General features: G+C 68.8%; 22 protein-coding genes. 14 read left to right on the top strand and 8 right to left on the bottom strand.

Annotated features, from left to right (window positions below; translation table 11 throughout):
• Position 1 precedes the first annotated feature (1 nt).
• Both ACKTTN_RS13740 and ACKTTN_RS13735 read right to left on the bottom strand, forming a co-directional pair.
• Positions 2-610, bottom strand: coding sequence for a YceI family protein (locus ACKTTN_RS13740; RefSeq protein ID WP_407910462.1), 609 nt, complete (start codon positions 608-610; stop codon positions 2-4).
• Between the two features lie 23 nt (positions 611-633).
• A complete protein-coding gene (locus tag ACKTTN_RS13735) occupies positions 634-1,224 on the bottom strand; it encodes a malonic semialdehyde reductase (protein ID WP_407910461.1) in 591 nt (196 codons plus the stop codon).
• Between the two features lie 88 nt (positions 1,225-1,312).
• On the opposite strand from ACKTTN_RS13735, the gene ACKTTN_RS13730 reads away from it, so the two are divergent.
• Positions 1,313-2,293 carry a mitochondrial fission ELM1 family protein gene (locus tag ACKTTN_RS13730; RefSeq protein ID WP_407910460.1) on the top strand — a complete coding sequence of 327 codons (981 nt, stop codon included), beginning with the start codon at positions 1,313-1,315 and terminating at the stop codon, positions 2,291-2,293.
• Between the two features lie 3 nt (positions 2,294-2,296).
• On the opposite strand, the gene ACKTTN_RS13725 is transcribed toward ACKTTN_RS13730, so the two are convergent.
• The 5 genes from ACKTTN_RS13725 to groES all read right to left on the bottom strand — a co-directional run bounded on the left by ACKTTN_RS13725 (position 2,297) and on the right by groES (position 10,712).
• Positions 2,297-2,737, bottom strand: coding sequence for a GNAT family N-acetyltransferase (locus ACKTTN_RS13725; protein WP_407910459.1), 441 nt, complete (start codon positions 2,735-2,737; stop codon positions 2,297-2,299).
• 14 nt (positions 2,738-2,751) lie between these two features.
• Complete coding sequence (gene glnE, locus ACKTTN_RS13720; RefSeq protein WP_407910458.1) at positions 2,752-5,541, bottom strand: bifunctional [glutamate--ammonia ligase]-adenylyl-L-tyrosine phosphorylase/[glutamate--ammonia-ligase] adenylyltransferase; 2,790 nt, start codon at positions 5,539-5,541, stop codon at positions 2,752-2,754.
• Between the two features lie 191 nt (positions 5,542-5,732).
• Positions 5,733-8,285, bottom strand: a complete 2,553-nt coding sequence (locus ACKTTN_RS13715; RefSeq protein WP_407910457.1) for a S8 family serine peptidase — start codon at positions 8,283-8,285, stop codon at positions 5,733-5,735.
• A 436-nt stretch (positions 8,286-8,721) separates the two neighbouring features.
• Positions 8,722-10,362, bottom strand: coding sequence for a chaperonin GroEL (gene groL / locus ACKTTN_RS13710; RefSeq protein ID WP_407910456.1), 1,641 nt, complete (start codon positions 10,360-10,362; stop codon positions 8,722-8,724).
• Between the two features lie 62 nt (positions 10,363-10,424).
• Positions 10,425-10,712, bottom strand: a complete 288-nt coding sequence (gene groES / locus ACKTTN_RS13705; RefSeq protein WP_027083774.1) for a co-chaperone GroES — start codon at positions 10,710-10,712, stop codon at positions 10,425-10,427.
• 589 nt (positions 10,713-11,301) lie between these two features.
• On the opposite strand from groES, the gene ACKTTN_RS13700 reads away from it, so the two are divergent.
• From ACKTTN_RS13700 to fis, 12 genes are all read left to right on the top strand, one after another.
• Positions 11,302-11,703 (top strand): helix-turn-helix domain-containing protein, encoded by a 402-nt coding sequence (locus ACKTTN_RS13700; protein ID WP_407910455.1) that lies wholly within the window; start codon positions 11,302-11,304, stop codon positions 11,701-11,703.
• Positions 11,704-11,736: 33 nt separating this feature from the next.
• Positions 11,737-12,060 carry a divalent-cation tolerance protein CutA gene (cutA, locus tag ACKTTN_RS13695; RefSeq protein ID WP_407910454.1) on the top strand — a complete coding sequence of 108 codons (324 nt, stop codon included), beginning with the start codon at positions 11,737-11,739 and terminating at the stop codon, positions 12,058-12,060.
• Positions 12,053-14,326 carry a protein-disulfide reductase DsbD domain-containing protein gene (locus ACKTTN_RS13690; protein ID WP_407910453.1) on the top strand — a complete coding sequence of 758 codons (2,274 nt, stop codon included), beginning with the start codon at positions 12,053-12,055 and terminating at the stop codon, positions 14,324-14,326. Before cutA ends, ACKTTN_RS13690 begins: the two co-directional genes overlap by 8 nt.
• Positions 14,323-14,898, top strand: coding sequence for a TlpA family protein disulfide reductase (locus tag ACKTTN_RS13685; protein WP_407910452.1), 576 nt, complete (start codon positions 14,323-14,325; stop codon positions 14,896-14,898). Before ACKTTN_RS13690 ends, ACKTTN_RS13685 begins: the two co-directional genes overlap by 4 nt.
• 95 nt (positions 14,899-14,993) lie before the next feature.
• Entirely contained in the window at positions 14,994-15,461 is a 468-nt protein-coding gene (gene aroQ, locus ACKTTN_RS13680) for a type II 3-dehydroquinate dehydratase (RefSeq protein ID WP_407910451.1), read from the top strand.
• A 62-nt stretch (positions 15,462-15,523) separates the two neighbouring features.
• Entirely contained in the window at positions 15,524-16,003 is a 480-nt protein-coding gene (gene accB, locus ACKTTN_RS13675) for an acetyl-CoA carboxylase biotin carboxyl carrier protein (protein ID WP_407910450.1), read from the top strand.
• A 103-nt stretch (positions 16,004-16,106) separates the two neighbouring features.
• Positions 16,107-17,474, top strand: a complete 1,368-nt coding sequence (accC, locus tag ACKTTN_RS13670) for an acetyl-CoA carboxylase biotin carboxylase subunit (protein ID WP_407910449.1) — start codon at positions 16,107-16,109, stop codon at positions 17,472-17,474.
• 88 nt (positions 17,475-17,562) lie between these two features.
• Entirely contained in the window at positions 17,563-18,243 is a 681-nt protein-coding gene (locus ACKTTN_RS13665) for a hypothetical protein (protein ID WP_407910448.1), read from the top strand.
• Between the two features lie 4 nt (positions 18,244-18,247).
• Positions 18,248-19,036 carry an energy transducer TonB gene (locus ACKTTN_RS13660; RefSeq protein ID WP_407910447.1) on the top strand — a complete coding sequence of 263 codons (789 nt, stop codon included), beginning with the start codon at positions 18,248-18,250 and terminating at the stop codon, positions 19,034-19,036.
• 4 nt (positions 19,037-19,040) lie between these two features.
• Positions 19,041-19,958: a 50S ribosomal protein L11 methyltransferase gene (gene prmA / locus ACKTTN_RS13655; RefSeq protein WP_407910446.1), complete on the top strand. Its 918-nt coding sequence runs from the start codon at positions 19,041-19,043 to the stop codon at positions 19,956-19,958.
• A 59-nt stretch (positions 19,959-20,017) separates the two neighbouring features.
• Positions 20,018-20,917 (top strand): DUF3426 domain-containing protein, encoded by a 900-nt coding sequence (locus ACKTTN_RS13650; protein ID WP_407910445.1) that lies wholly within the window; start codon positions 20,018-20,020, stop codon positions 20,915-20,917.
• A gap of 132 nt (positions 20,918-21,049) precedes the next feature.
• Positions 21,050-21,343: a DNA-binding transcriptional regulator Fis gene (gene fis, locus ACKTTN_RS13645; protein ID WP_407910444.1), complete on the top strand. Its 294-nt coding sequence runs from the start codon at positions 21,050-21,052 to the stop codon at positions 21,341-21,343.
• 24 nt (positions 21,344-21,367) lie between these two features.
• On the opposite strand, the gene ACKTTN_RS13640 is transcribed toward fis, so the two are convergent.
• The gene (locus ACKTTN_RS13640) at positions 21,368-22,117 is read right to left on the bottom strand and encodes an MBL fold metallo-hydrolase (RefSeq protein ID WP_407910443.1); all 750 of its coding nucleotides are present in this window, start codon (positions 22,115-22,117) and stop codon (positions 21,368-21,370) included.
• Between the two features lie 177 nt (positions 22,118-22,294).
• Between ACKTTN_RS13640 and purH the strand changes: the two genes are divergently transcribed.
• On the top strand, positions 22,295-23,878 hold the full coding sequence (gene purH / locus ACKTTN_RS13635; RefSeq protein WP_407910442.1) for a bifunctional phosphoribosylaminoimidazolecarboxamide formyltransferase/IMP cyclohydrolase: 1,584 nt from the start codon (positions 22,295-22,297) through the stop codon (positions 23,876-23,878).
• The last annotated feature ends 6 nt before the right edge of the window (positions 23,879-23,884 follow it).

The raw sequence follows: 23,884 nt of genomic DNA, 5'->3' as shown, positions 1-23,884 counted from the left end.
GTTACTTCTTCTTCGGCGGCGTCGGCTCGCCGTCGGCCTTCGGCACCATCGCTTCGGTGGTGATGCGGATCTGGATGTCGTCGCTCACGTTCGGCACGTACTTGGTGACGCCGAAGTCGCTGCGCTTGATCGTGGTCACCGCATCGAAACCGACCGCCTCGCGCTTGGTCATCGGATGCGGGCCGGCGCCGTTGATGGTGACGTCGAGCACCGCCGGCTTGGTGACACCGTGCACGGTGAGGTCGCCGGTGACGCGCAGCTTCTTGTCGCCCGCGGCTTCCACCTTCGTGCTGTTGAAGGTAATGGTCGGGTACTTCTCGGCTTCGAAGAAGTCGGCGCTGCGCAGGTGTTCGTCGAGCGCGGGCACGGTGGAATCGAGACCGGCGAGCGGCAGCGTCACCTTGACCGACGACGCGCCGACGTTCTTCGGGTCGTACACGATCACGCCGTCGACCTGGCCGAAGTTGGCGAACGGATGCGAATAACCGAAGTGCGACCACGTCGCGGTGACCTGCGTGTGGTTGGCGTCCATCTTGTAGCTGAGCGGCGCGGCGAAGCCGGCGCCGGCGAGGCCGGCCAGGGCGAGACCGAGGGCGATGCGCTTGAACATGGGGAACTCCGTGGTGGTGTCGCTTAGAGGATTTGCGCTGCTTCGTCGAACGGCAGGCGCGGCGAACGGGCAAAGACCTGGCTGAAATCGCCTTCCCCGAGATTGACGAGGAAGTTGGAACGGATCCTGGTGCCGGCGAAGAACTCGGCGTCGACCTTGGCATTGTCGAAACCCGACATCGGCCCGGTATCGAGGCCGAGCGCGCGCGCCGCGAGGATCAGGTACGCGCCCTGCAGCGAGCCGTTACGCAGGGCGATGGTTTCCAGATGCGCCTCGGGCTTGGTGTCGAACCAGCCCTTGGCGTCGGTATGCGGGAACAGATAGGGCAGCTTCTCGTAGAACGCCATGTCGTAAGCGACGATGACGACGACCGGCGCGTCGAGCGTCTTAGCGCGATTGCCTTCGTCCAGCGCCGGCGCGAGCCGCTGCTTGGCCTCCGCCGACTTGAGGAAGACGAAGCGCGCCGGCGATGCGTTCGCGGTGGTCGGGCCCATCTTCACCAGCTCGTAGAGCCTGTGCAGCGTCTCGTCGCTGACGGTGCCGGTGAAGCGGTTATGGGTGCGGGCGGTGACGAACAGCTGGTCGAGCGCCTCCTGCGACAGCGGCTGCGACATCGGCGTTTCCTCGACGTGGGGTGCGCGCAGTGTAGAGTCACGCCCGCGAAACGGCCGTGGCCGGCCCCAGAACGGATCGATCCGACCCGTGCAACGTTCAACCCCCATCCGAACCCTCGTCGTCACCGACGGCCATGCGGGCAACGTGCGCCAGGCGCGCGCGTTGGCCGATGCACTGAAGCTGCCGACGCAGGATCTCGTCGTCACCGCCCGGCTGCCGTGGCGCTGGTTCGCGCCGCGCATCGTCGGCGATGCCGAGCGTGCGTTCGGCGCCGAGTTCGAGCAGCGCCTGCGCGATCCCGACCTCGCAACGACGCTGGTGGTCGGCTGCGGGCGGCAGGCGGCGCTGGCGACGCGGCTGCTTCGCGCACGCGGCGCGCACGCGGTGCAGATCCTCGATCCACGCATCCGCACGTCGCACTGGGACGTGGTGATCGCACCCGCGCACGACCGCCTGCGTGCGCCCAACGCGATCGAACTGATCGGATCGCTCAACCCGGTGCAGGACACATGGCTCGGCGCATCGCGCGCGGCCTTCGCAGCATTCGGTCCGCTGCCGGGGCCGCGCACCACGCTGCTGATCGGCGGGCCGACATCGAACATGCGCATGTCGATGCGACGCCTCGATCGCTGGCTGCGCGACGTGCGCGCGCTGATCGAGACCGAAGGCGGCAGCGTGCTGGCGACGACGTCGCGCCGCACGCCGCCGAAGATGGTCGCGCGGGTGAAGAAGCGTCTGCGCGGATTGCCGGGCGTGGTGTGGACCGGGTCGGTGGACGGTCGCAACCCCTACGCGGCGCTGCTCGGCTGGGCGGACCGCATCGTCTGCACGGCCGATTCGGTGAACATGTTGTCCGAAGCCTGTGCGACACGCGCGCCGGTGTTCGTTGCCGGCGATCGACAGGTGCGCGGACGGCAGCGGCGCTTCGTCAAGGCGTTGCGCGATGCGGGACGCATTCGTCCGCTGTCGCGAAATCTCGAAGCGTTCGAGGCCGAGCCGATGCGTGAAACGCAGCGCGTCGCCGCGCTGCTGCGTGAACGTTTTGGCCTGCCCTCGCCGTCGAAGTAGGCCTCAGGCCGACGCCGGATCGATCGCGCGTCGGTAGACGTGCTGCGTCTTCGTCCGCGCGAATCCGATGCCGGCGTAGAACGCGTGCGAGGTCTCGCGCGCGGCGTTCGAGCGGACGACCAGTGCATCGGCGCCGCGCTCCGCGGCCCACCGATGCGCGGCATCGACGAGCGCGCGCCCGGCACCCGTGCGGCGGCGGGTCGCGTCGACCACCAGCCCCGTGATCTCGTGCGCGACGCCGTATTCCACGGTGATTCGTCGTGACGCGGCGATCCAGCCAATGACATCGCGGTCGAGCACCGCAACGTAGACGACGCTTCCGGCGTCGGCCGTCAACATCTCGAGCCGCATCCGGATGTCGCCCTCCGTGACCGGATAGCCGAGCTGCGCCGATAGCGCGGCCACCGCCGGTGCATCGCTGGCATCGGCGGCGCGAATGATCATTCCACCTCGCGCGGTCATTGCGCGAAACGAAGGCCGCAGCCCTGCGCGGCTTCGCGGACGATCGCCCGCGCGGCGTCGACTGCGGCGTCGGGCGGCACGCGTCGCGCGCGGCGGTCGAGCGTGCAATCGAGACCGCGCGCGAGCATCAACGCATGCGCCTCCGCGAGCGGCGTGGCGACCGTCGCATCCATGGCGTCGGCGTTGCGGCATGCATCGATCAGCGCGCGCGTGTTGCGTGGATGCAGCAGTGCGGGTGCGCGCGACGCGTGGGCCAGCACCAGCGCCTGCAGCACGAATTCGAGATCGACGAGCCCGCCGTCGCCCTGCTTGAGGTCGAAGCTCGCGCCGTCGGAGCGATCGAGTTCGGCGCGCATGCGTTGCCGCATCTTGGCCACGTCCTCCATGACTGCTGCGGTATCGCGCGGTCGGCCGAGCACTTCCGCACGCACGCGCTCGAAGTCCTCGCAGAGCGAGCCATCACCACCGATGCAACGCGCGCGCACCAGTGCCTGGTGCTCCCACGTCCATGCGCGTTCGCGCTGGTAACCCGCGAAGCTGGCGAGGCTCGATACGAGCAGGCCTTTTGCGCCGTCGGGCCGCAGGCGGACGTCGACGTCGTACAGGCGACCCGCACCGGTCGCCGCCCCGAGCAGGGCCACGACCTTCTGCGCAAGACGCGCGAACCAGCGCTGCGCGTCGAGTGGACGCGCGCCGTCGGATTCCGCGCCCGACTGCGCGTCGTAGAGGAATACGAGATCGAGATCCGAGCCGAAGCCCAGCTCTTCGCCACCCAGGCTGCCGTAGCCGAGCACCGCGAAACGTGCGCCCCGAACGCGGCCGCTCGCCGACGCCACTTCGTTTTCGGCGATGCGCACCACGACCGCGACCACCGCATCCGCCAGCCACGCGAGCTGTCGCGCACTGTCGTCCGCCGGCTGCCGACGATCGCGCACCGCCATCGCGATGCGGAAGCTCAGCGCCTGTCGCACCTCATTCAGGGCGCGCAGTGCGTGCTCGGTGTCGTCGATGTCGTGAACCGCGGCGGCGCAGGCGGCGCACATCTCGTCGCGCGTCGGGAGCGCACCGGCGATGCGCGCGTCGAGCAATTCGTCGAGCAACAGCGGATAGGCCGCGAGCCGTTCCGCGAGCAGTGCGTTGTGCGCGACAACGTCGACGAGGCGTTCGAGGGCCGCCGGCTGTTCGTCGAGCAGCGCGAGGTACGCGCTTCGGCGCAGCACGTTCGCGACCAGCGCAACCAGCCTGCGCATCGCCAGCAGCGGCTCGCGCGACTGCGCAGCGCCGTGCAGCAGCGCAGGCATGACGCGATCGAGCCGTGCGCGCGTGGCGTCGGAGAGCGCGTTGACGGCCGGCGACCGCGAAAAGTCGCGCAGCAGCGCATCGGCCTCGTCGGCCTGGGGAAAACCGGCGTCGGCGAGCGTCGCGGCATCGCCACCACCCGGAAGCGCGCACCAGTAGGTCGCGAGCGCATCGGGCGCTGCGGCGCGTTCGCGCGGCGCGAGCAGGGCGTTGAATTCGGTCGTTACCCGCGAGCGCACCGCATCCAGCGCGGCGCGGAATTCGTCCCAGTCGCGATGCCCGAGCCCCGTCGCAATGCGCTTACGCGTGACCTCGTCGTCCGGCAACGCATGGGTCTGTGCGTCGCGCAGCATCTGCAGGCGGTTTTCGACGCGGCGCAGCGTGCGATACGCGGATGCGAGCGCATCGCCCGTTTCGGCGTCGACATGGCCCGCGCCCACCAGCGCACGCAACGACGGCAGCAGCCGACGGCCGCGCAGCGTGGGCTCGCGGCCGCCACGAATCAGTTGCAGCGCCTGCACGAGGAACTCGATCTCGCGGATGCCGCCGGGGCCACGTTTGATGTCGTCGACGAGCTCGCGACGCGCGACCTCGGCGGCGATGGACGCCTTCATCGTGCGCAGGCCGTCGAGCGCGCCGAAATCGAGATAGCGCCGATAGACGAACGGCCGCAGCGTTTCGAGGAACCGCTCGCCCGCGTCGATGTCGCCGGCGACGGGCCGCGCCTTCTGCCAGGCGTAGCGCTCCCAGTCGCGGCCTTCGCGCTGGAAGTACTGCTCGAGCGCAGCGAACGACCAGGCCAGCCGCCCTGCGCTACCGAACGGCCGCAGGCGCAGGTCGACGCGGTGCGAGAAGCCGTCGGCGGTGACCTCGTCGAGCAGCTTCGCCAGTTGCTGGCCGAGGCGGGTGAAATAGCCTTCCGCGTCGAGCGGACGCGGTCCGTCGGAGTCGCCACCGTTCTCGTACGCGTAGACGAGGTCGACGTCCGAACTGAAATTCAGCTCGCCGCCGCCGAGTTTGCCGAGTCCGAACACGACCAGCCGCTGCACGCGGCCGTCGGCGTCGCGAACGTGGCCGTGGCGCGCGACGAACTGTGCCTCGATCGCCTCCATCGCCAGCGACAGGCAACGCTCGGCAAGTTGCGTGCTGCCCGCCAGCGTCGCGTCGACGTCGTCGAGGCCGTGCACGTCGCGCCAGATGAGGCGCGTCGACGCAGCGGTGCGATAGCGGCGAAGCTGCGACGGCCAGTCGCCGGGCATTGCGGGATCGAGCGACGGTTCGGCGACGGGCGTTGCGCCGTCGTCCGCGAGCAGTTGCGCGAGCAGCGCGGCATCGCGCGCAAGCACGTCGATGGCGAAGTCGCTGGTGCGGGCGATCGCGGCGATGCGGTCGCGGGCGGCGTGGTCGACGGCGAGACGATGGACCGCGCGCTCGACCGCGGCGTCGACGGCATCCGCGGCGCGGGTCGGTTCGCTCATGCGCGGCATTCTGTCATGCGGCCGCTGCGGAGCCGGGACGAAAAAAGGCCCGCTGGCGTTGCCACCAGCGGGCCCTTGCTCCCTCCCCCACGTCGGGTGCATGTCTATCGTTAAAGACACGTGATGGGGAATGCACGCTGCAGCGCAGCAAAATTTGTACGGTTCAGGCCGGCCGTCCTTGGCCGGCCCTGTTCACCGGGTCAGCGGGCGACCGTGATGACCGGCGAGTTCCAGGTCTCCCAATGCGCCGGGTTCGCCGGATCGCCGTTCGCCTTCAGCACCTGCAGCAGCACCGTGTAGCGACCGTTCGGCACGACGTAGGTGTTGCGGCCCTGCGTCGTTGTGCCGTCCCACGAGAACGCGTAGAAGCCGGTCGCCGACGAGTTGCGGCCGAAGTACGTGGTCGACAGCGCCATGTGCCACGAACGACCGGTATTGGCGTCGCGCACGTCCATGCGGATCGCCGACGACTGGTGGTCGAAGTGGATGAGGAAGAACGGCACGTCATTGCCGGCCATCGAATACGTCGCGCCCGACGGCTGGTTGAAGTACGAGTTGCCGGTGAGCTTGGCGAGCCACGGGAAGCCGTTCGCCGTCGGCACCAGCACCTGGCGCGTCTGGTAATCGCCGATGTAGCCCGAGAACGGCACGCGCAACGTGCTGCTGCCATCGTTCGGCGTCATCACCACGTAGCCGCCGTAGATGCCGCCGTCGATGCCGAGGCCTGTCTGCGCCGGCGTGATGGTGACGTTGACCGACGCCGTGCCATGCGGCGCGACCGTCACGGTCGGGGCGGAGAAGGCCACGTTGACGCCACCGCCGATGAAGTACGACGGGGTGAACGTGCTGCCGTACGTGCCGATCGATTGCACGCCGCTCAACGTGTAGGTGACCGGCGTGGAGCCGCCGTTGTTGAACGTGAGCGTGCGGGTCTGCGGGCCCGCCTCGCCCTCGCCCAGCGACAGCTTGCCCGGCTCGACGCGCGTCGCTTCGACGATCGCACGATCGATGTGCAGCATGCCGGCGCCGGCGCGATGCGTGGCCTCCAGCAGGCCCAGGCCCGGCGAACCGGACCACAGCGACGGCTGCGCGGTGTTCTGCAGGATCGAGCGGACGGCCTGCGACGGCGTGTGCGGCAGCGCCTGCAGCAGCAGCGCGGCGGCGCCCGCGACGTGCGGCGACGACATCGACGTACCGCTGAGCGAGGCGTAGCCGCCGAGTTCCAGCGGGAAGGTCGAGTAGATCGAACCGCCCGGTGCGCCGATGTCGGGCTTGAGCGTGAGATCCGGCGACAGGCCCCACGACGAGAACGACGAGATCAGGCCACCCGTCGGGTTCGGCTGCGACACATGGAAATTGCCCCACGTGAGCTGCGTCGGCCCTGCGGCGATGCGCCCATCGATCAGCGCGCCGTCGGCGGCGCTGATGCCCACCGTCGGGATGTTGATCGACGGCGTGCCGGCGACGGTCGGATTCAGCGCGCCCGCGGCGTTGTTGTAGAGCAGCACGCCGATCGCGCCGGCGGCCTGTGCATTGGACGCCTTGATGTAGAACGAGCACGTGCCGCGACGGATCAGCGCGACCTTGCCTGCGAGGCTGTTGGCGGGCAGCGCCGCGCAGCCATCGTCGGGCGTGGACGTCGTGCCCGTGCGCGCGAGCGGCGCACTGCCCGACGTCGGCGGCGGCGGCGCGCCGGTGGCGGCGTTGAAGCCGACCTTGGTGGCGTCCGGCGAGATTGCGAACGCGGGCTGCGCGATGCCGATGTTGTCGTACGACGCGACGCCGATGACTTTGTCGCCGACGCTGGGCGCGCCGAGCGAGTACATGCCGGTCGCGCCGTCGTTGCCGGCCGACGCGACGACCACGACGCCGCGGTCGACGAGGCGCGACGCAGCCTGCGCCGTCGGATACTGCGGCCACTGGTAGGCCGAGCCGATGCTCATGTTGAGCACCTGCATGTGGTCGGCCTGCGCGCGTTCCATCGCGGCAAGCATGATGTCCGCGGACGTCGAACCCGCGCAGCCGAACACGCGGTACGCGCCAAACGACACCTTGGGTGCGACGCCCTTGACCTGGCCGTTCGCGCCGATGATGCCGGCGACGTGCGTGCCGTGGCCCGCGCAGTCGTCCGGACGTGCATCCGGCACCGGGACCGGGTTCGTGCCCGCGTCGTACGCATCACCCACGAAGTCCCAGCCGGCGACCACGCGCGCGCTCGGGAATGCGGTGCCGCCATTGACGCCGCCACCGCCGAACGCCGGGTGGTCGATGTCGATGCCGGTGTCCATCACCGCCACGCGCACGCCGGTGCCATCGAGGCCCAGGCTGCTCTGCGCGACATCTGCGCCTGTCATCTGCAGCGCGGTGTAGAGGTCCGGATCCGACGTGGAACCCGGCGTGGTCTCGGGCATCGCGATCGTCTCGACCGGATAGATCGCCTTGACGCCTGGCATGTGCGCGATCGTGCTCAGCTGCGCGCGCGACACCGTCACCGAGAAGCCGTTGAACAGGTTGTCGAACGCGTAGTTCTCGACGTACTTGACGCCCGCGTTGCGCGCGGCGGTGCGGAACGTCTGCTTCTCGCTCGCAAGCATCGCCGCGGAGCCGCGGTCGGCCAGCGGCGCGTTGCTGAGTTCGACGAACCAGCGCTGCGGCGACTCGTCGACCGGAGCGGCGTTGGGGTCGACGGTCGGCGACGGCGCGTCGGGCTGGAGGAACGTGACCGGGAGACCGTCCGCGGCGAGCGCTGCCATGCAGGCACACGCTAGGACGGATAGAGCCAGGGTGGAAGACTTCTTCACGGCAAACCTCGTCAGTTCGGGGGGATAGGAGCCACTGGACGGTGGTTGAACGCAGCCCCCTGCCGGGACAGGACGGGGTGGGGGCCGAGATTTAGCCTATCTTCACGAAACGCGACTTGGGTCACATTCCTGTCGCCCTGCGACGAACGGTCGGACAGGTTCATGAGCGCGCGGAGGCCAACTTCCGGCGGGCGCGCCGAGCCGGCGCCAGCGGTCGTCATCGGTCGGCAACGGCGTCGATCCCCCCGGCGATTCGCGCAAAGAAAAAGCCCCGCCGAAGCGGGGCTTTTCGTCTTGCGGGACAGTCGTGATCGCAAGCGGGTTCCCGTGGCGCGCGGCGGCGCGCTGGAGTAACCCGAAAGCGAGCGTGACCGCGGCCCGGCAGCGATCAGAAATCCATGCCGCCCATGCCGCCCATGCCACCGCCGCCGCCCATGGCCGGCTCGTCCTTCTTCGGCAGCTCGCCGACCATCGCTTCGGTCGTGATCATCAGGCCGGCGATCGACGCGGCGTTCTGCAGCGCGGTGCGGGTGACCTTGGTCGGATCCAGGATGCCGGCCTCGATCATGTCGACGTACTCGCCGGTCGCGGCGTTGTAGCCGAACGAACCATTGCCCTCGACGACCTTGTTGACGATGACCGACGGCTCTTCACCGGCGTTCGTCACGATCTCGCGCAGCGGCGCTTCCATCGCGCGCAGGGCGATCTGGATGCCGTGGTTCTGGTCTTCGTTGGCGCCGGTCAGGCCCTTGATCGCAGCCTTGGCGCGCAGCAGCGCAACGCCGCCGCCCGGAACGATGCCTTCCTCGACCGCAGCGCGGGTCGCGTGCAGCGCGTCTTCAACGCGTGCCTTCTTTTCCTTCATCTCGATCTCGGTCGACGCGCCGACCTTGATCACCGCAACGCCGCCGGCCAGCTTGGCCACGCGCTCCTGCAGCTTCTCGCGGTCGTAGTCCGAAGAGGTCTCTTCGATCTGCGCCTTGATCTGCTTGATGCGGCCTTCGATGCCACCGGTTTCGCCGGCGCCGTCGATGATCGTGGTGTTCTCCTTCGAGACCTGCACCTTCTTCGCGCGGCCGAGATCCTTGATCGTCGCCTTCTCGAGCTGCAGGCCGACTTCCTCGGAGATCACGGTGCCGCCGGTGAGGATCGCCATGTCCTCGAGCATCGCCTTGCGACGATCACCGAAGCCCGGCGCCTTGACCGCGCACACCTTGACGATGCCGCGCAGCGTGTTGACGACGAGTGTCGCCAGCGCTTCGCCTTCGACTTCCTCGGCGATGATCAGCAGCGGCTTGCCGGCCTTGGCCACGCCCTCGAGGACGGGCAGCAGGTCACGCACGTTCGAGATCTTCTTGTCGTGCAGCAGGATGAACGGGTCGTCCAGTTCGGCCTGCATCGACTGCTGGTTGTTGATGAAGTACGGCGACAGGTAGCCGCGGTCGAACTGCATGCCCTCGACGACGTCGAGCTCGTTCTCCAGGCCCGAACCGTCTTCAACGGTGATCACGCCTTCCTTGCCGACCTTGTCCATCGCCTGCGCGATGAGGTCGCCGATGTTCTGGTCGGAGTTGGCCGAGATCGCACCGACCTGCGCGATTTCCTTGCTCGTCGACGACGGCTTGGAGATGTTCTTCAGCTCGGCGACGGCGGCGGTGACCGCCTTGTCGATACCGCGCTTGAGGTCCATCGGGTTCATGCCGGCGGCGACCGCCTTCATGCCCTCGCGGATCAGCGCCTGCGCGAGAACGGTCGCGGTGGTGGTGCCGTCACCGGCGTTGTCGGACGTGCGCGACGCGACTTCCTTCACCATCTGCGCGCCCATGTTCTCGAACTTGTCGGCGAGCTCGATCTCCTTCGCGACCGACACGCCGTCCTTGGTGATCGTCGGCGCGCCGAAGCTCTTCTCGAGCACGACGTTGCGGCCCTTCGGGCCGAGCGTTGCCTTGACGGCATTGGCGAGCACGTTGACGCCGCGCAGCATCTTGGCGCGCGCGTCCTCACCGAAACGGATTTCCTTGGCAGCCATTAGCAGTTACCTCAAAAAGAAAAATTCAGAAGGGAATGCGGTGATTCGAAGAAAGGCCGCGATCAGCCGAGGACCGCGAAGATGTCGTCTTCCTTCACCACCAGGTACTCGGTGCCGTCCAGCTTCACTTCCGTGCCGCTGTACTTTCCGAAGAGCACCTTGTCGCCGACCTTGACCTTGGGCGCGCGCACGTTGCCGTTGTCGAAGGCCTTGCCTTCGCCGACCGCGACAACCTCACCCTTGATCGGCTTTTCGGTGGCCGAATCGGGGATGACGATGCCACCGGCCGAGACCTTTTCTTCTTCCATGCGCTTGATGACCACGCGGTCGTAGAGCGGCTTGATGTTCATGCACGAACCTCCGGCTGAGGGTTTAAGTGGTTGAAATAACAGCGAAAGACGGGGAATTTTAGCAGTCGACCGTCGCGAGTGCCAAACCCGCGGCGTACTGCGCCCGCATCGCGGACGGGGCGGGATATGGGATGCGCGGCGCGGCTTTCAAGGGCGGCGGCGCGAAAAAGATCGAGTGGCGGCGCCGGGCAGCGGCCGCGGGCGCACGAAACGCGCAGGCAAAAAAAGAGCGCGTCCCGAAGAAACGCGCTCTCGGTTTTTGAGGACGGCCATCCAAGCTCGCGCAATCCGGCGCGTCTCCCCAAGAACCCGTGACCCCATGTCAGTCGACGGTCCGTGTCGACGTGGGGCGATTGTGGGCGGTTCACGTCACCCGCGCTACCCCGCCGCTACCGATAGAAACGTCCGATTCCGGTAGCGGATGGAAACCGGACACTTATGAAATCGTATTCATTACCCGATTTCATCGACTCTTCATCCAAGACTGTGACCTGAAGCGCACCTCATGAAGGTTTTATTGGTAGCGAGGTGAAAACCGGTAGACTCGGCCTTGCAGCGTCATTTCAACTGACGCGGAGCGTCACTTCCGATGAATTCGCAGCAGCGGATACGCCTCGCCCGACGCCACGCCGGCCTGTCGCAGTCGGCACTGGCCGAAACCGTCGGCGTCCAGCGCAGCGCCGTGAGCCACTGGGAGGCCGTGCAGGGCAAGAGCCCCAGCATGTCCAACCTGCGGCGCGTCGCCACCGTTACCGGCGTGCAGTTCGAATGGCTGGCGACGGGCCGCGGACGGATGGCGCTGTCGCATGAAGACACCATGGACGGCGTAGCCGCGGTCGACGCCACGATGGTCGACGAGCCGCTCGAGCTGCGGATGCTCAACGCGTTCCGCAGCCTGCCGCCGCGGAGCCAGGCGCCGCTCGTGGAATTGATGGAGCAGATGGCCGCCTTGCGCACCGGGCGTTCGCGAAGCGCGCGTCGCGAGGTCTGAGGGCCCGGCGCAGCCGCTCGCTACAATCGCCGGATGCACGTCGTCGTCCTTCATTGCACCTGTCCGGACGCGGCGAGCGCCGATCGCATCGCGACCGCACTGGTCGACGAACGCCTCGCCGCCTGCGTGCAGCAGCTGCGGGGCGTGGGCTCGACGTATCGGTGGGAAGGCCGTGTAGAGCGTGCCGACGAAGTCCTGCTGCTGATCAAGACCGCGCATGACCGCATCCCCGCCGCCATCGCCCGCGTACAGGCGCTGCACCCCTACGACGTGCCGGAACTGCTAGCGCTCGACGCCAGCGACGGCGCGCCCGCCTACCTCGACTGGGTCGTTGCCCAGAGCCGTCCCGATGCCTGACACCTTGCGCCGGATCGCCGGCACCTGCCTTCTCCTGCTCGCCGCATGGGCGCCGCGCGCGCATGCGATCACGCCCGACCAGCTTCCGCCGGTCGACAGCGTATTCGTGCCGAGCGCGCGCTACACGGACGGCGCGATCGAAGTGCGCTGGACGATCGCAAAGGGCTACTACCTCTACCGCCACCGCATCGGCGTGCAGGCGGACGCCGGTTTCGACGCGGGCGCGGTGCGCCTGCCCAAGGGCGATGCGCACCACGACGAATTCTTCGGCGACGTCGAAACCTATCGCGACGCACTCGTCGCTACGCTGCCCGGGACGCCATCCGCCGCGAGCACGGTGGTGACGATCAAGTACCAGGGCTGCGCCGACGCCGGCGTCTGCTACCCGCCGCAGACGCGTCGATTGACCGTCGACCTGCCTGCCGCGACGTCGCCGTCGGCGACTGCGCTCGGGCGTTCGCCGTTCGCGCTTGCGCGCGGGGCGGCAGCCGGCGTAGATGCGGCGCCGTTGCCGGCGGACGCCGCGTTCCGCTTCGAAGCGATTCCCGGCACGTCGAACACAGTGCTGGCACGTTTCTCACCGGCGCCCGGCTACTACCTCTATCGGGACCGCACGACGTTCCGCCTGGACACCGCGTCGCGCGCCGCCGGATTCGCGCTCGGCGCGCCGCGCTGGCCGCCGGCGCGCGCGCATCACGACGAGCACTTCGGCGACGTGTCGGTCTACTTCGATCCGGTCGACCTCGCGCTGCCGGTGACGCGCACCGCCTCGAACGCACGCACGATCAGGATCACCGCACGTTTCCAGGGCTGCCAGACCGACGGCATCTGCTATCCGCCGATGCAGCGCACGGTCTACGTCGAGCTGCCGGCGGAGGGAGACGGTCCTGCGCCGACGTCCGATACATCGACGTCCACGACAGTCGCGACAGCGGGCGACGCTGTCGCGACCACGTCGGCCGTATCGACGGACGTCACCAACGCTGCCACACCCGTAAAAACCGAGGCACCGACCCTGCTGCCCGCGCGTCAGGCGCCACCCGCGGCACGCACGGTCGCCGCAAGCGGCGCGATGTCGGCGTTGCTGCTCGCGCTGCTCGGCGGTCTCGTGCTCAACCTGATGCCCTGCGTGCTGCCGGTGCTGTCGCTGAAGGCGTTGTCGCTGGCCGAAAGCCATTCGCCGACCGTCGCGCGCCGCCATGCGTTCGCCTACACCGCCGGCGTCGTGTTGAGTTTCCTCGCGCTGGGCGGGCTCGCGCTCGCGCTGCGCCATGCCGGGCGCGCCTTGGGTTGGGGCTTCCAGCTGCAGGAGCCGGTGGTAGTCGCGGTGCTGGCGCTGGTGATGTTCGCGCTGGGCCTGAGCCTGTCCGGCGTGTGGCATGCGGGCGGGCGCTGGACGGGCGCCGGCCATTCGCTGACGCAGCGCAGCGGCATCGCCGGCGATTTTTTCACCGGCGTGCTCGCGGTGGTCGTCGCCACGCCGTGCACCGCGCCCTTCATGGGCGCCGCGCTGGCGTGGGCGTTCGTGGCGCCGACGATGCTCGCGCTGGCGGTGTTCGTCGCGCTCGGCCTCGGGCTGGCGCTGCCCTTCATCCTGATCGGGCTGCTGCCCGGGCTCGCCGCGCTGCTGCCGCGGCCAGGCGCGTGGATGGAAACGCTGAAACAGGCACTCGCCTTCCCGCTCTACCTGACCTGTGCGTGGTTGTTGTGGGTGCTTGGCCGCCAGCGTGGGCCGGATGCGATCGCATGGACGCTCGCCGCAGCAGTCGCCGTGGCGTTCGCGGCCTGGGCATGGAACCGCACGCATCACCGTGGCCGGGCGTGGGGCGTTGCGGCGCTCGTCGTCGCACTCGTGGGTGCAGGCATGGCGCTGGCGACCGTGCATCGCCTGCCGCGGCCCACCGCGGCGCCCGCCGCAGATGCCGCCCACGAAGCATTCAGCGACGCGCGCCTCGCCGCGCTGCGCGCCGAGGGCCGCGTGGTCTTCGTGAACATCACCGCCGACTGGTGCGTCAGCTGCAAGGCCAACGAACGCACCGTGTTCGGCCGCCCGGCCTTCGGCGAGGCGCTGCGCGCCGCGAACGCCACCTACCTGGTCGGCGACTACACCGACGTCGACCCCGCCCTGACCGCCTTCCTGCAAAGCCACGGCGCGGTCGGCGTGCCGCTCTACGTCGTCTATCCGCCGCGCGGCGAACCGAAGGTGCTGCCGACGCTGCTGACGCCGGACATGGTGGCGGACGCCCTGGCCAGCGCGGCGCGATGAGGACGCGAACGGTCGTCATCGTCGCCTTACTCGCCGGTGCGCTCGGCATCGCGGCGAACCTGGCGACAAATCGCGACTGGCGCACGAGCACCCGCCTTGGCCGGACCGTGGAGCGGGCGACGTCGACGTCCGGCGCGCTCGGCCAGTCCGCCCCGCGCATCGAACTCCCCGGCCCCGACGGCCGCCGTCATGCGCTGGCCGACCTCGCCCGCGGCCGGCCGCTGCTCGTCAACCTGTGGGCCAGCTGGTGCGGTCCCTGCCTCGAAGAGATGCCGGCGCTCGACCGGTTCGCCCGGCAACAGGGTTCGAACGGCGTGCAAGTGGTCGGGATCGCGCTGGACGACGCCGACGCCGTGGGCGCGTTCCTGAAGGCGCATCCGGTCGCCTATCCCATCCTGATCGACACTCCGGGCGCGGGCGACGCCGGCGCGCGTCTCGGCAACGCCCGCGGCGTCCTGCCCTACAGCGTGTTGATCGGCGCGGACGGCCGGATCGTTCGCCGGTGGGCCGGCCCGCTGAAGCCGGCGGACCTGACCAACTGGGCCGCGGCCGCGCCTCGAACGCGCGATTGAATTTCGTCCAACGTCGGCGATACGGTAGCGAACGTCTGGACAGCCTTCGTCGCGAGGCGCAGACTGCCCGGCCACGACGTCGCAACGGGTACGCCATGGCGAAGCTCCTGGTCCTGCATGGCCCCAACCTCAACCTGCTCGGCGAGCGCGAGCCCACGATCTACGGGCGCACCTCGCTCGCCGCGATCGACCGCGCACTCAAGCTCGATGCCGAATCGCACGGGCACACGCTCGACTCCATGCAGTCGAACGCCGAGCACGAGCTCATCGACCGCCTGCATACCGCGCGCGCCGACGGCACCGACTTCCTGATCATCAATCCCGCCGGGCTCACCCACACCAGCGTGTCGCTGCGTGACGCGGTCGCCGCGGTGGACCTGCCCTTCATCGAAGTGCACCTGTCGAACCCGCACGCCCGCGAGCCGTTCCGCAAGCAGAGCTATTTCAGCGACCTCGCGATGGGCGTGATCTGCGGCTTCGGCGCGGACAGCTACCGGTTCGCGATGGACGCCGCGATCACCTGGCTCGACAAGCGCGCGGCAGCGCACGCCAACCGTTCCTGACATTTTCGGAATCGTCGGCGACTTCGCCGCGATCGACCCTGCATCCCACCACGAGGCCCGACATGGACCTGCGGAAAATCAAGAAACTGATCGACCTGCTCGAGGCGAGCAATCTCTCCGAGATCGAGATCAAGGAAGGCGAGGAAACCGTGCGCCTGGCGCGCACGCCGACCCGCGAGATCGCCTACGCGCCGGCGCCGACCTACGCGATGCCCCCGCCGCCGCAGGCCGAGCGCCCTATGCCGATGCAGAGCCCGACCGAGGCCGCGTCCGGTGGCAGCGCCAAGGCTGGCGCCGACCTGCCCGAAGGCCACGTCATGCGCGCTCCGATGGTGGGCACGTTCTATGCGTCGCCCAGCCCGGACAAGCCGGCGTTCGTCAGCGTCGGCCAGTCGGTCAAGGCCGGCGACACGCTCGCGATCATCGAAGCCATGAAGATGTTCAACCCGATCGAAGCCGACGTCTCCGGCACCGTGCTCAAGGTGCTCGTCGAGAACGGCCAGCCGATCGAGTTCGACCAGCCGTTGTTTGTTATTGGGTGAGCAGGAGCTTTCCGGCGGCACTGCCGCCGGCCTGCGAACGCCCTTCGGCCGCGCGGCCCAAGGGCAGGACGCTCCCACGCTCCCAGCCGCCTTGGAACCACCCATGCTCGACAAAGTCGTAATCGCAAACCGGGGCGAAATCGCGCTGCGCATCCTGCGCGCGTGCCACGCGCTCGGCATCCGCACGGTCGCGGTGCATTCCACCGTCGACCGCAACCTCAAGCACGTCGCGATGGCGGACGAGTCCGTCTGCATCGGGCCGGCGCCGAGCGCGCAGAGCTACCTCAACATGGCGCAGATCATCGCAGCCGCCGAGGTCACCGACGCGCAGGCGATCCATCCGGGCTACGGCTTCCTCAGCGAGAACGCGGACTTCGCCGAACGCGTCGAGCAGTCCGGCTTCATCTTCATCGGACCGAAGGCCGACACGATCCGCCTGATGGGCGACAAGGTCGAAGCGATCCGCGCGATGAAGGCCGCGGGCGTTCCCTGCGTCCCCGGCAGTGGCGGACCGCTCGGCGATGACGCTGCCGAGAACGTGCGCATCGCGCGCGACATCGGCTATCCGATCATCGTGAAAGCCGCGGGCGGTGGCGGCGGTCGCGGCATGCGCGTCGTGCACACCGAAGCCGCGCTGGTGACCGCGATCCAGACGACCAAGCAGGAAGCCAAGGCCGCGTTCGGCAACGACATGGTCTACATGGAGAAGTTCCTGGAAAACCCGCGCCACGTGGAGATCCAGGTGCTCGCCGACGGCCAGGGCAATGCGATCCACCTCGGCGAGCGCGACTGCTCCATGCAGCGCCGCCACCAGAAGGTGGTCGAGGAAGCGCCGGCGCCGGGCATCACGCCGGAACTGCGCGCGGAGATCGGCAAGGTCTGCGTGGAAGCGTGCGTCCGCATCGGCTATCGCGGCGCGGGCACGTTCGAATTCCTGTTCGAGAACGGGCGGTTCTATTTCATCGAAATGAACACCCGCATCCAGGTCGAGCATCCGGTGACCGAGCTCGTCACCGGCATCGACCTCGTGACCGAGCAGCTGCGCATCGCGTCGGGCGAGAAGCTGCGCCTGAAACAGGAGGACATCGTCCTCGAAGGCCATGCGATCGAGTGCCGCATCAACGCGGAAGATCCCGACACGTTCATGCCCTGCCCCGGCCTGATCCAGCATTTCCATGCGCCGGGCGGCCCCGGCGTGCGCGTCGACAGCCACATCTACGAGGGCTATCGCGTGCCGCCGAACTACGACTCGATGATCGGCAAGCTGATCGTGCACGGCCCGACGCGCGAAATTGCGATTGCGCGCATGCGCGTGGCGCTCAACGAGATGGTCGTCGACGGCATCAAGACGAACATCCCGCTGCAGCAGCGCATCCTGTCCGACGCCGGCTTCCAGCAGGGCGGGCAGAACATCCATTACCTGGAAAAGCGCCTGAAAGAGCAGAAGGAAAAGGCGATTGCGATCGGTTGATCGCTGCACCCGTCCACATCGCGGCGCACGGCGGTCATCCGATCGCCGCATCGTGCGTTGCCAACGGTTTTCACTACAGGAGTCCACGATGCACAAGGGAATTGCGACCGCTTCGCTGATCGCGCTCGCCGCGCTGGCCGGCTGCAAGAAGCACGACGCCGAGGCGCCGGCCGACACCACCGCCGCGCAGGCACCGGCACCCGCCGCGACTACGACGCCTGCGCCCGCCGCGCCATCCGCGCCCGCCGATGGCGAGAAGTCCGAAGCGCAGGCGAAGCTCGACTACGCGACGATGGAAGACGGCTACATCAACGATGCGAACGCGCAGTGGGCGATCGCGGCGAAGGCCAGTTCCTCGTTCGGCGACGCCGGCAAGCAGCCGCCCGATTCGCACGACTCCAACACGCCCTGGCAGGCCACCGGCGCCGTCAACGGCGACGAGTGGACCAATGACAACCAGGACATTGGCTTCGACTGGCTGCAGCTCGACTACGAACGCCCGGTGTCGGCGACAGCGGTGCGCGCGGTGCTCGACGAGAACGCGGTGAAGTCGATCACCAAGGTCGAACTGATCGGCGTCGACGGTGCGGCGCACACCGTGTGGAGCGGCGTCAGTGACACCGGCCGCGACGAACGCGGGTCGCGCACCTGGTTCGTGCGCACGTTCGACGCCACGCCGTACCCGGTGAAGTCGGTCAAGCTGACCTTCGCCAACAACGTGTCGTCGGGCTACAAGACCGTCGACGCCGTGCAGCTGGTCGGCAAGTAATCCGATGCTGGTCGCCATGCTCGCGACGGCGGCCATGATGCAGACGGCAACGGCGCCGTCCACGTCGCCGGTCGCCTCGCCGCATTCCGCGCCCTCGACAGCCTGGCTCTCCGTTTCGACGGAGCACGTCGACGCGGACCAGATCGCGTCGCGGTATCTCGAGCTGCGCCTGCGGCAGGAGTCGGCGTTTACGCCGCGCATCACGCAGTCGCAGATGCGCGAGCACATCGCGCAGCACGACTTCGTTCCGGTTGCTCTTGCCGACATCGCCGGTGCCGACGGCGTCATCGAGCGCTGGTCGTTCGACGAGCCCACCACGGGGTCCTGGCCAACCCGCGCGACCGTCTGGCGCAATGCGCCCGGCGACGCGTACGGCATGGTGGCGCGCGTGCTGTGCTCGGACACGCCGGCGACGTGCGACGCCTATCGCGCGACGGTCGTCGCGACGCCGGCGCCGCGTCCGATCGTCACGGGCGATACCGGAAACGACGCGCGCTACCGTGGATGGCTGGAGGTGGTCGCACGCGAATCGTGTACGCCGCACGCCCGGTCGATGCCCGCGCCGCCGTATCCGCCATCGGCACTGCGTCAGGAGGCGCACGGACGCGTCGTGCTGCAGATCCACACCAATCCCTGCGGACGGGTTCGCGAAGCGGTCGTGTACGAGTCCTCGGGCAATCGCGACATCGACCGCTCGGCCGTCGACACCGCGCGCCGCTGGTGGGTATCGATGCCCGAGGGCGCCCAGCAGGGCATCGCCGCGCGCGTGCCGTTCACCTTCGCCCAGGATTGAGCCCATGCCGTTCCTCGAACTCTCCCTGCCCTGCACGGAAGCGCTGCAGCCGCGCTACGAACGGGCGCTCGAGGATGTCGGCGCGCTGGCGGTGACGCTGGTCGACGCGCACGCGGATGCGCCGGACGAACAGGCCATCTTCGAGCCTGGCGTCGGCGAAACACCGCTCTGGCACGACATGGTGCTGACTGCGCTGTTCGAGGCCGGTACCCCGCGCGAACCCCTGCTGCATGCGCTCGCCGCGCAGGACGAAGGGCTCGACTGGTCGCGCACCGAATTCCGCGACGTCGAGGACCAGGACTGGGAACGCGCATGGATGGACCAGTACGAGCCGCTGAAATTCGGCGCGCGGACCTGGATCGTGCCGTGGAATCACGAGCTGCCTGACGGCGCCGACGCGCCGGATGCGGCGGTGGTGCGCCTCGATCCCGGGCTCGCGTTCGGCAGCGGCACCCATCCCACCACCGCGCTGTGCCTGCAATGGCTCGACGCGCTCGCCTCAGGCGGCATGCTCGACGGCGCGCGCGTGCTCGACTTCGGGTGCGGCTCCGGCATCCTCGCGCTCGCCGCGCTGAAGCTCGGCGCGGCGTCGGCGGTCGGCGTCGACAACGACCCGCAGGCGGTCACCGCGACGCTCGACAACGCCGAGCGCAATGGCGTGGCCGATCGCCTGTCGGTGTTCCTGCCGCAGGACGAACCGGTCGCGACGTATCCGGTCGTCGTCGCCAATATCCTCGCGTCCGCGCTGATCGAGCTGCGCGACGTGGTCGCCGCGCGCTGCGCGCCTGGCGCGGTGCTCGCGATGTCCGGCATCCTCGCCGGGCAGGAAGGCGAAGTCGCCGCGGCCTATACCGACGTGCTGGACGACATCCGCGTCGAACAGCTCGAGGACTGGATGCGGGTGAGCGGGCGTCGCCGCTGAGCGCGCGCCGCCTGTGAACCACGTCGCATTCCGGGCGCGAGGCATGGTGGAATAGGCCCATGTTCAAGCCCTGCCCGACCTGCGGATTCCTCGTCGCCCTGATCGCGGGACGCGAAGCCAGCCAACGCTGCCCACGCTGCGGCGGCGCGCTCGTTGCCGAGAACGAACCGCTCGAGGCGGCCGATGACCAGCCGCAGCGCCGACGCATGGATGCCGCGCGCGGCGAGCCGGCCCGGGACACCGCGTCGATGGACGCGCCGACGCCCAACTCCGACGGGGATACGCGCGACGTCGCGATCAACGCGCTGCCGGTGCACGGCGCGCAATCGACCCGCACACCGCCTTCCGACGTAGTGGACGAGTCGCCGATCGTCGATGTGGAGGACGCCAGGCACATCGACGATGACGTCGCACCCGCCCCACTCGACGCCGCCGTCGACGAACGCCGCGCGACGCACGACGGGCCGAGCTTCGTGCGTCGTCGCACGACGCACCCGACCGGCCGACGTTGGCCGATCTTCGCCGCGATCTGCACCCTCGCCCTGCTGTTCGCGGTGCAGCTGGTGCTCGCACAACGCACCGAACTGGCGGCCGATGCACGCTGGCGGCCGCTGGTGTTGAACGCGTGCGGCGTGCTCGGCTGCAACGTGCCCGCATGGCGCGAGCCGCAGGCGTATCGCATGGTGACGCGCAACGTGCGACCCAATCCGCGCAAGCCCGGCGTGCTGCACGTCACCGCCACTGTACGCAACGATGCGCGATGGGCGCAGCCGGCGCCGGTCATCGTGCTGAGCCTGTCCGACCTCGACGGCCGCCTCGTCGGCGCGCGCCAGGTCACGCCGCGCGACTATGGCCAGCGCGTGGTCTCGCTGGTCGCGCCGGGCGACAGCCTGGACGTCGCATTCGACGTGCGCGAGCCGGGTGCGCGCGTCGAGTCGTACGACTTCCAGCTGCAATAACGCCGTTCGTCCGCCGGGCTTACGGCCGTTCGTCCGCATGGCGACGGACGGGCGTGTGTCGCCCCGTTGTGCGCGACGTGGTCGGGCTAGACTCCGCGTCCGCCCGCGCAGACCGCGGGTTGTCGAACTGCCATGAGCGCCGCTGCATCCGATCTCGCCCCCTCCGTCGTCACCGACATCCGCCCCGGCGCACGCACGCCGCTGCGTGATCACGTTGCCGTTTCGATCCGCCGCTTCCTGCGTGACCTGGACGGCTGCGACACGTGTGACCTGTACGAAGTCGCGTTGCGCGAACTCGAGATTCCGCTGTTCCAGGAAGTGCTGCGCCATTGCGACGGCAACCAGAGCCGCGCCGCGCAGCTGCTCGGCATCCATCGCGCGACGTTGCGCAAGAAGCTGCGCGAATACGGCCTCGCGCAGGGCTGAGAAGCGCGCTGTTGCGCCGGCCGATCAAACGGTCGGCATCGGCTCCGCAACGCGGCAGTAATCGGCCAATTCATCCGGAATATCGGACGGGCATACGCCGCAGGCGCGGTTGCCCGGCACCGCGTAGTCGATGAATTTCGGGTACGGCAGGTTGAGCCCGGCCATGATCTGCACGAACTCATCGATGCCACGCCCGCCGCCCAGCCGCGGATTGCGCGCGCGCTCCTGTCCGATGCTGGACACGCGACGCCCCTGGTAGTCGTGCGCGGGATAGACGAGCACGTCGTCGCCGAGCGGGAACAGCTTGTCGTGCACGCTCGCATACAGAACACGCGCATCGCCGTTCTGGAAATCGGTACGTCCGCAGCCGTCGATGAGCAGCGCGTCGCCGCTGAATACGCGGTCGCCCGCCGCGATCGCGAAGTGGCTGTCGGTATGGCCCGGGGTATGGATCGGCTGCAGCTGCAGCGAACCGATCCGCAGCGGAACGCCTTCGGCCAGCGGCACGTCGGTCAACGGCAGCGTGTCCATTCCCGGGAACGCCATGCGGCTGCCGGTTTCGCGCTTGAGCGTCAGCGCCGCGGTGATGTGGTCGGCGTGGATGTGCGTGTCGATCGTCATCGCCAGGCGCAGGCCGAGCGCGTTCACGACCTGCAGGTCGCGCTGCCACTGTGGCAGCACCGGATCGATCAGCACCGCATCGCCGGTTTCCTCGCAGCCGACGAGATAGGTGTACGTCGACGACACCGGATCGAACAGCTGGCGAAAGATCATCGGACGTCCCTTGGCGACGCTGTCGCCGGTTCGTTTGTCTAGCGCGGCGGTCTGGCGCAACTGCCGGGGCCGGTCCTCGCGTCGCTGCGTTGCGCGGCATGGCGACCCTACCGCAGTCCCGGCCGGCCGGCAGCGCGCCGCTATAATTCGCGCTTCCCCACGTCGTGCCCAATCGCCATGACTGCAGCCCTGAACGGCCCGTCGGTGAAGCTCCGCCGCGCCCTGTTGTCCGTCTCCGACAAGGCGGGGCTGCTGCCGCTCGCACAGGCGCTCGCGCGCCACGGCGTCGAACTCGTTTCCACCGGCGGCACTGCCAAAGCCCTGCGCGACGCCGGCCTCGCCGTGCGCGACGTCAGCGAGCTCACCGGTTTCCCCGAAATGATGGACGGCCGGGTCAAGACGCTGCACCCGATCGTGCACGGCGGCCTGCTCGGTCGCGCGGGCACGGACGACGCGGTGATGGCGCAGCACGGCATCGGCGCGATCGACCTGCTGGTGCTGAATCTCTATCCGTTCGAGAAGGTGTCGGCCGATCCGTCGAGTTCGTTCGACGACGTCATCGAGAACATCGACATCGGCGGCCCGGCAATGCTGCGCTCGGCCGCGAAGAACTTCGCGCGCGTCGCGGTGGCGACCGATCCCGCGCAGTACGGCGCGCTCGTCGCGGAACTCGACGGCAACGACGGTGCGCTGTCCGGCGCAACGCGCTTCAGGCTCGCCGTCGCCGCGTTCGACCGCGTGGCGCAGTACGACGCCGCGATCGGCAACCATCTGTCGTCGCTGCAGGACGACGGTGCGCGCGCCGTGTTCCCCACGCAACAGAACAGCAATTTCATCAAGGTGATGGACCTGCGCTACGGCGAGAACCCGCACCAGCAGGGCGCGTTCTATCGCGACCTGTATCCCGTGCCGGGCACGCTGGCCACGTTCACGCAGCTGCAGGGCAAGGAACTCAGCTACAACAACCTGGCCGACGCCGATGCCGCGTGGGAATGCGTGCGCCAGTTCGAGCGCCCGGCCTGCGTGATCGTCAAGCATGCGAACCCGTGTGGCGTGGCCGAAGGCACGGGCTGCGGCGACGCCTACGAACTCGCCTACGCGACCGACCCCACCTCCGCGTTCGGCGGCATCCTCGCCTTCAACCGCACGCTCGACGGCGCGACCGCGAAAGCCATCCTCGACCGCCAGTTCGTCGAAGTGCTCATCGCGCCGGATTACGACGACGAGGCGCTCGCCTATGCGAAGAAGAAGGCGAACGTGCGCGTGTTGCGCATCCCGCACGGCGAAGGCCGCAACAACGTCGACGTCAAGCGCGTGGGCTCGGGCCTGCTGATGCAGACCGCCGACATCCGCGAAGTCACGCGCGACGAACTGAAGATCGTGACGAAGCTCGCGCCGACCGACGCGCAGATGGCCGACCTGCTGTTCGCATGGCGCGTCGCCAAGTACGTGAAGTCCAACGCGATCGTCTATGCGAAGGACCACCGCACCGTCGGCGTCGGCGCCGGCCAGATGAGCCGCGTGGTCAGCGCGAAGATCGCCGCCCTCAAGGCCGACGAGGCCGGGCTGGTCGTGCCGGGGTCGGTGATGGCGTCGGACGCGTTCTTCCCGTTCCGCGACGGAATCGACGCCGCCGCGGCCGCGGGCATCAAGGCGGTGATCCAGCCGGGCGGTTCGATGCGCGACGCGGAGGTGATCGCCGCGGCCGACGAACACGGACTGGCGATGGTGTTCACCGGAATCCGCCACTTCCGCCACTGACGCCGG

Source organism: Lysobacter claricitrinus (genome assembly GCF_045866565.1).
In the GTDB taxonomy this organism is placed as follows: domain Bacteria; phylum Pseudomonadota; class Gammaproteobacteria; order Xanthomonadales; family Xanthomonadaceae; genus Cognatilysobacter; species Cognatilysobacter claricitrinus.
This window is presented reverse-complemented; position numbering and strand designations above follow the sequence as displayed.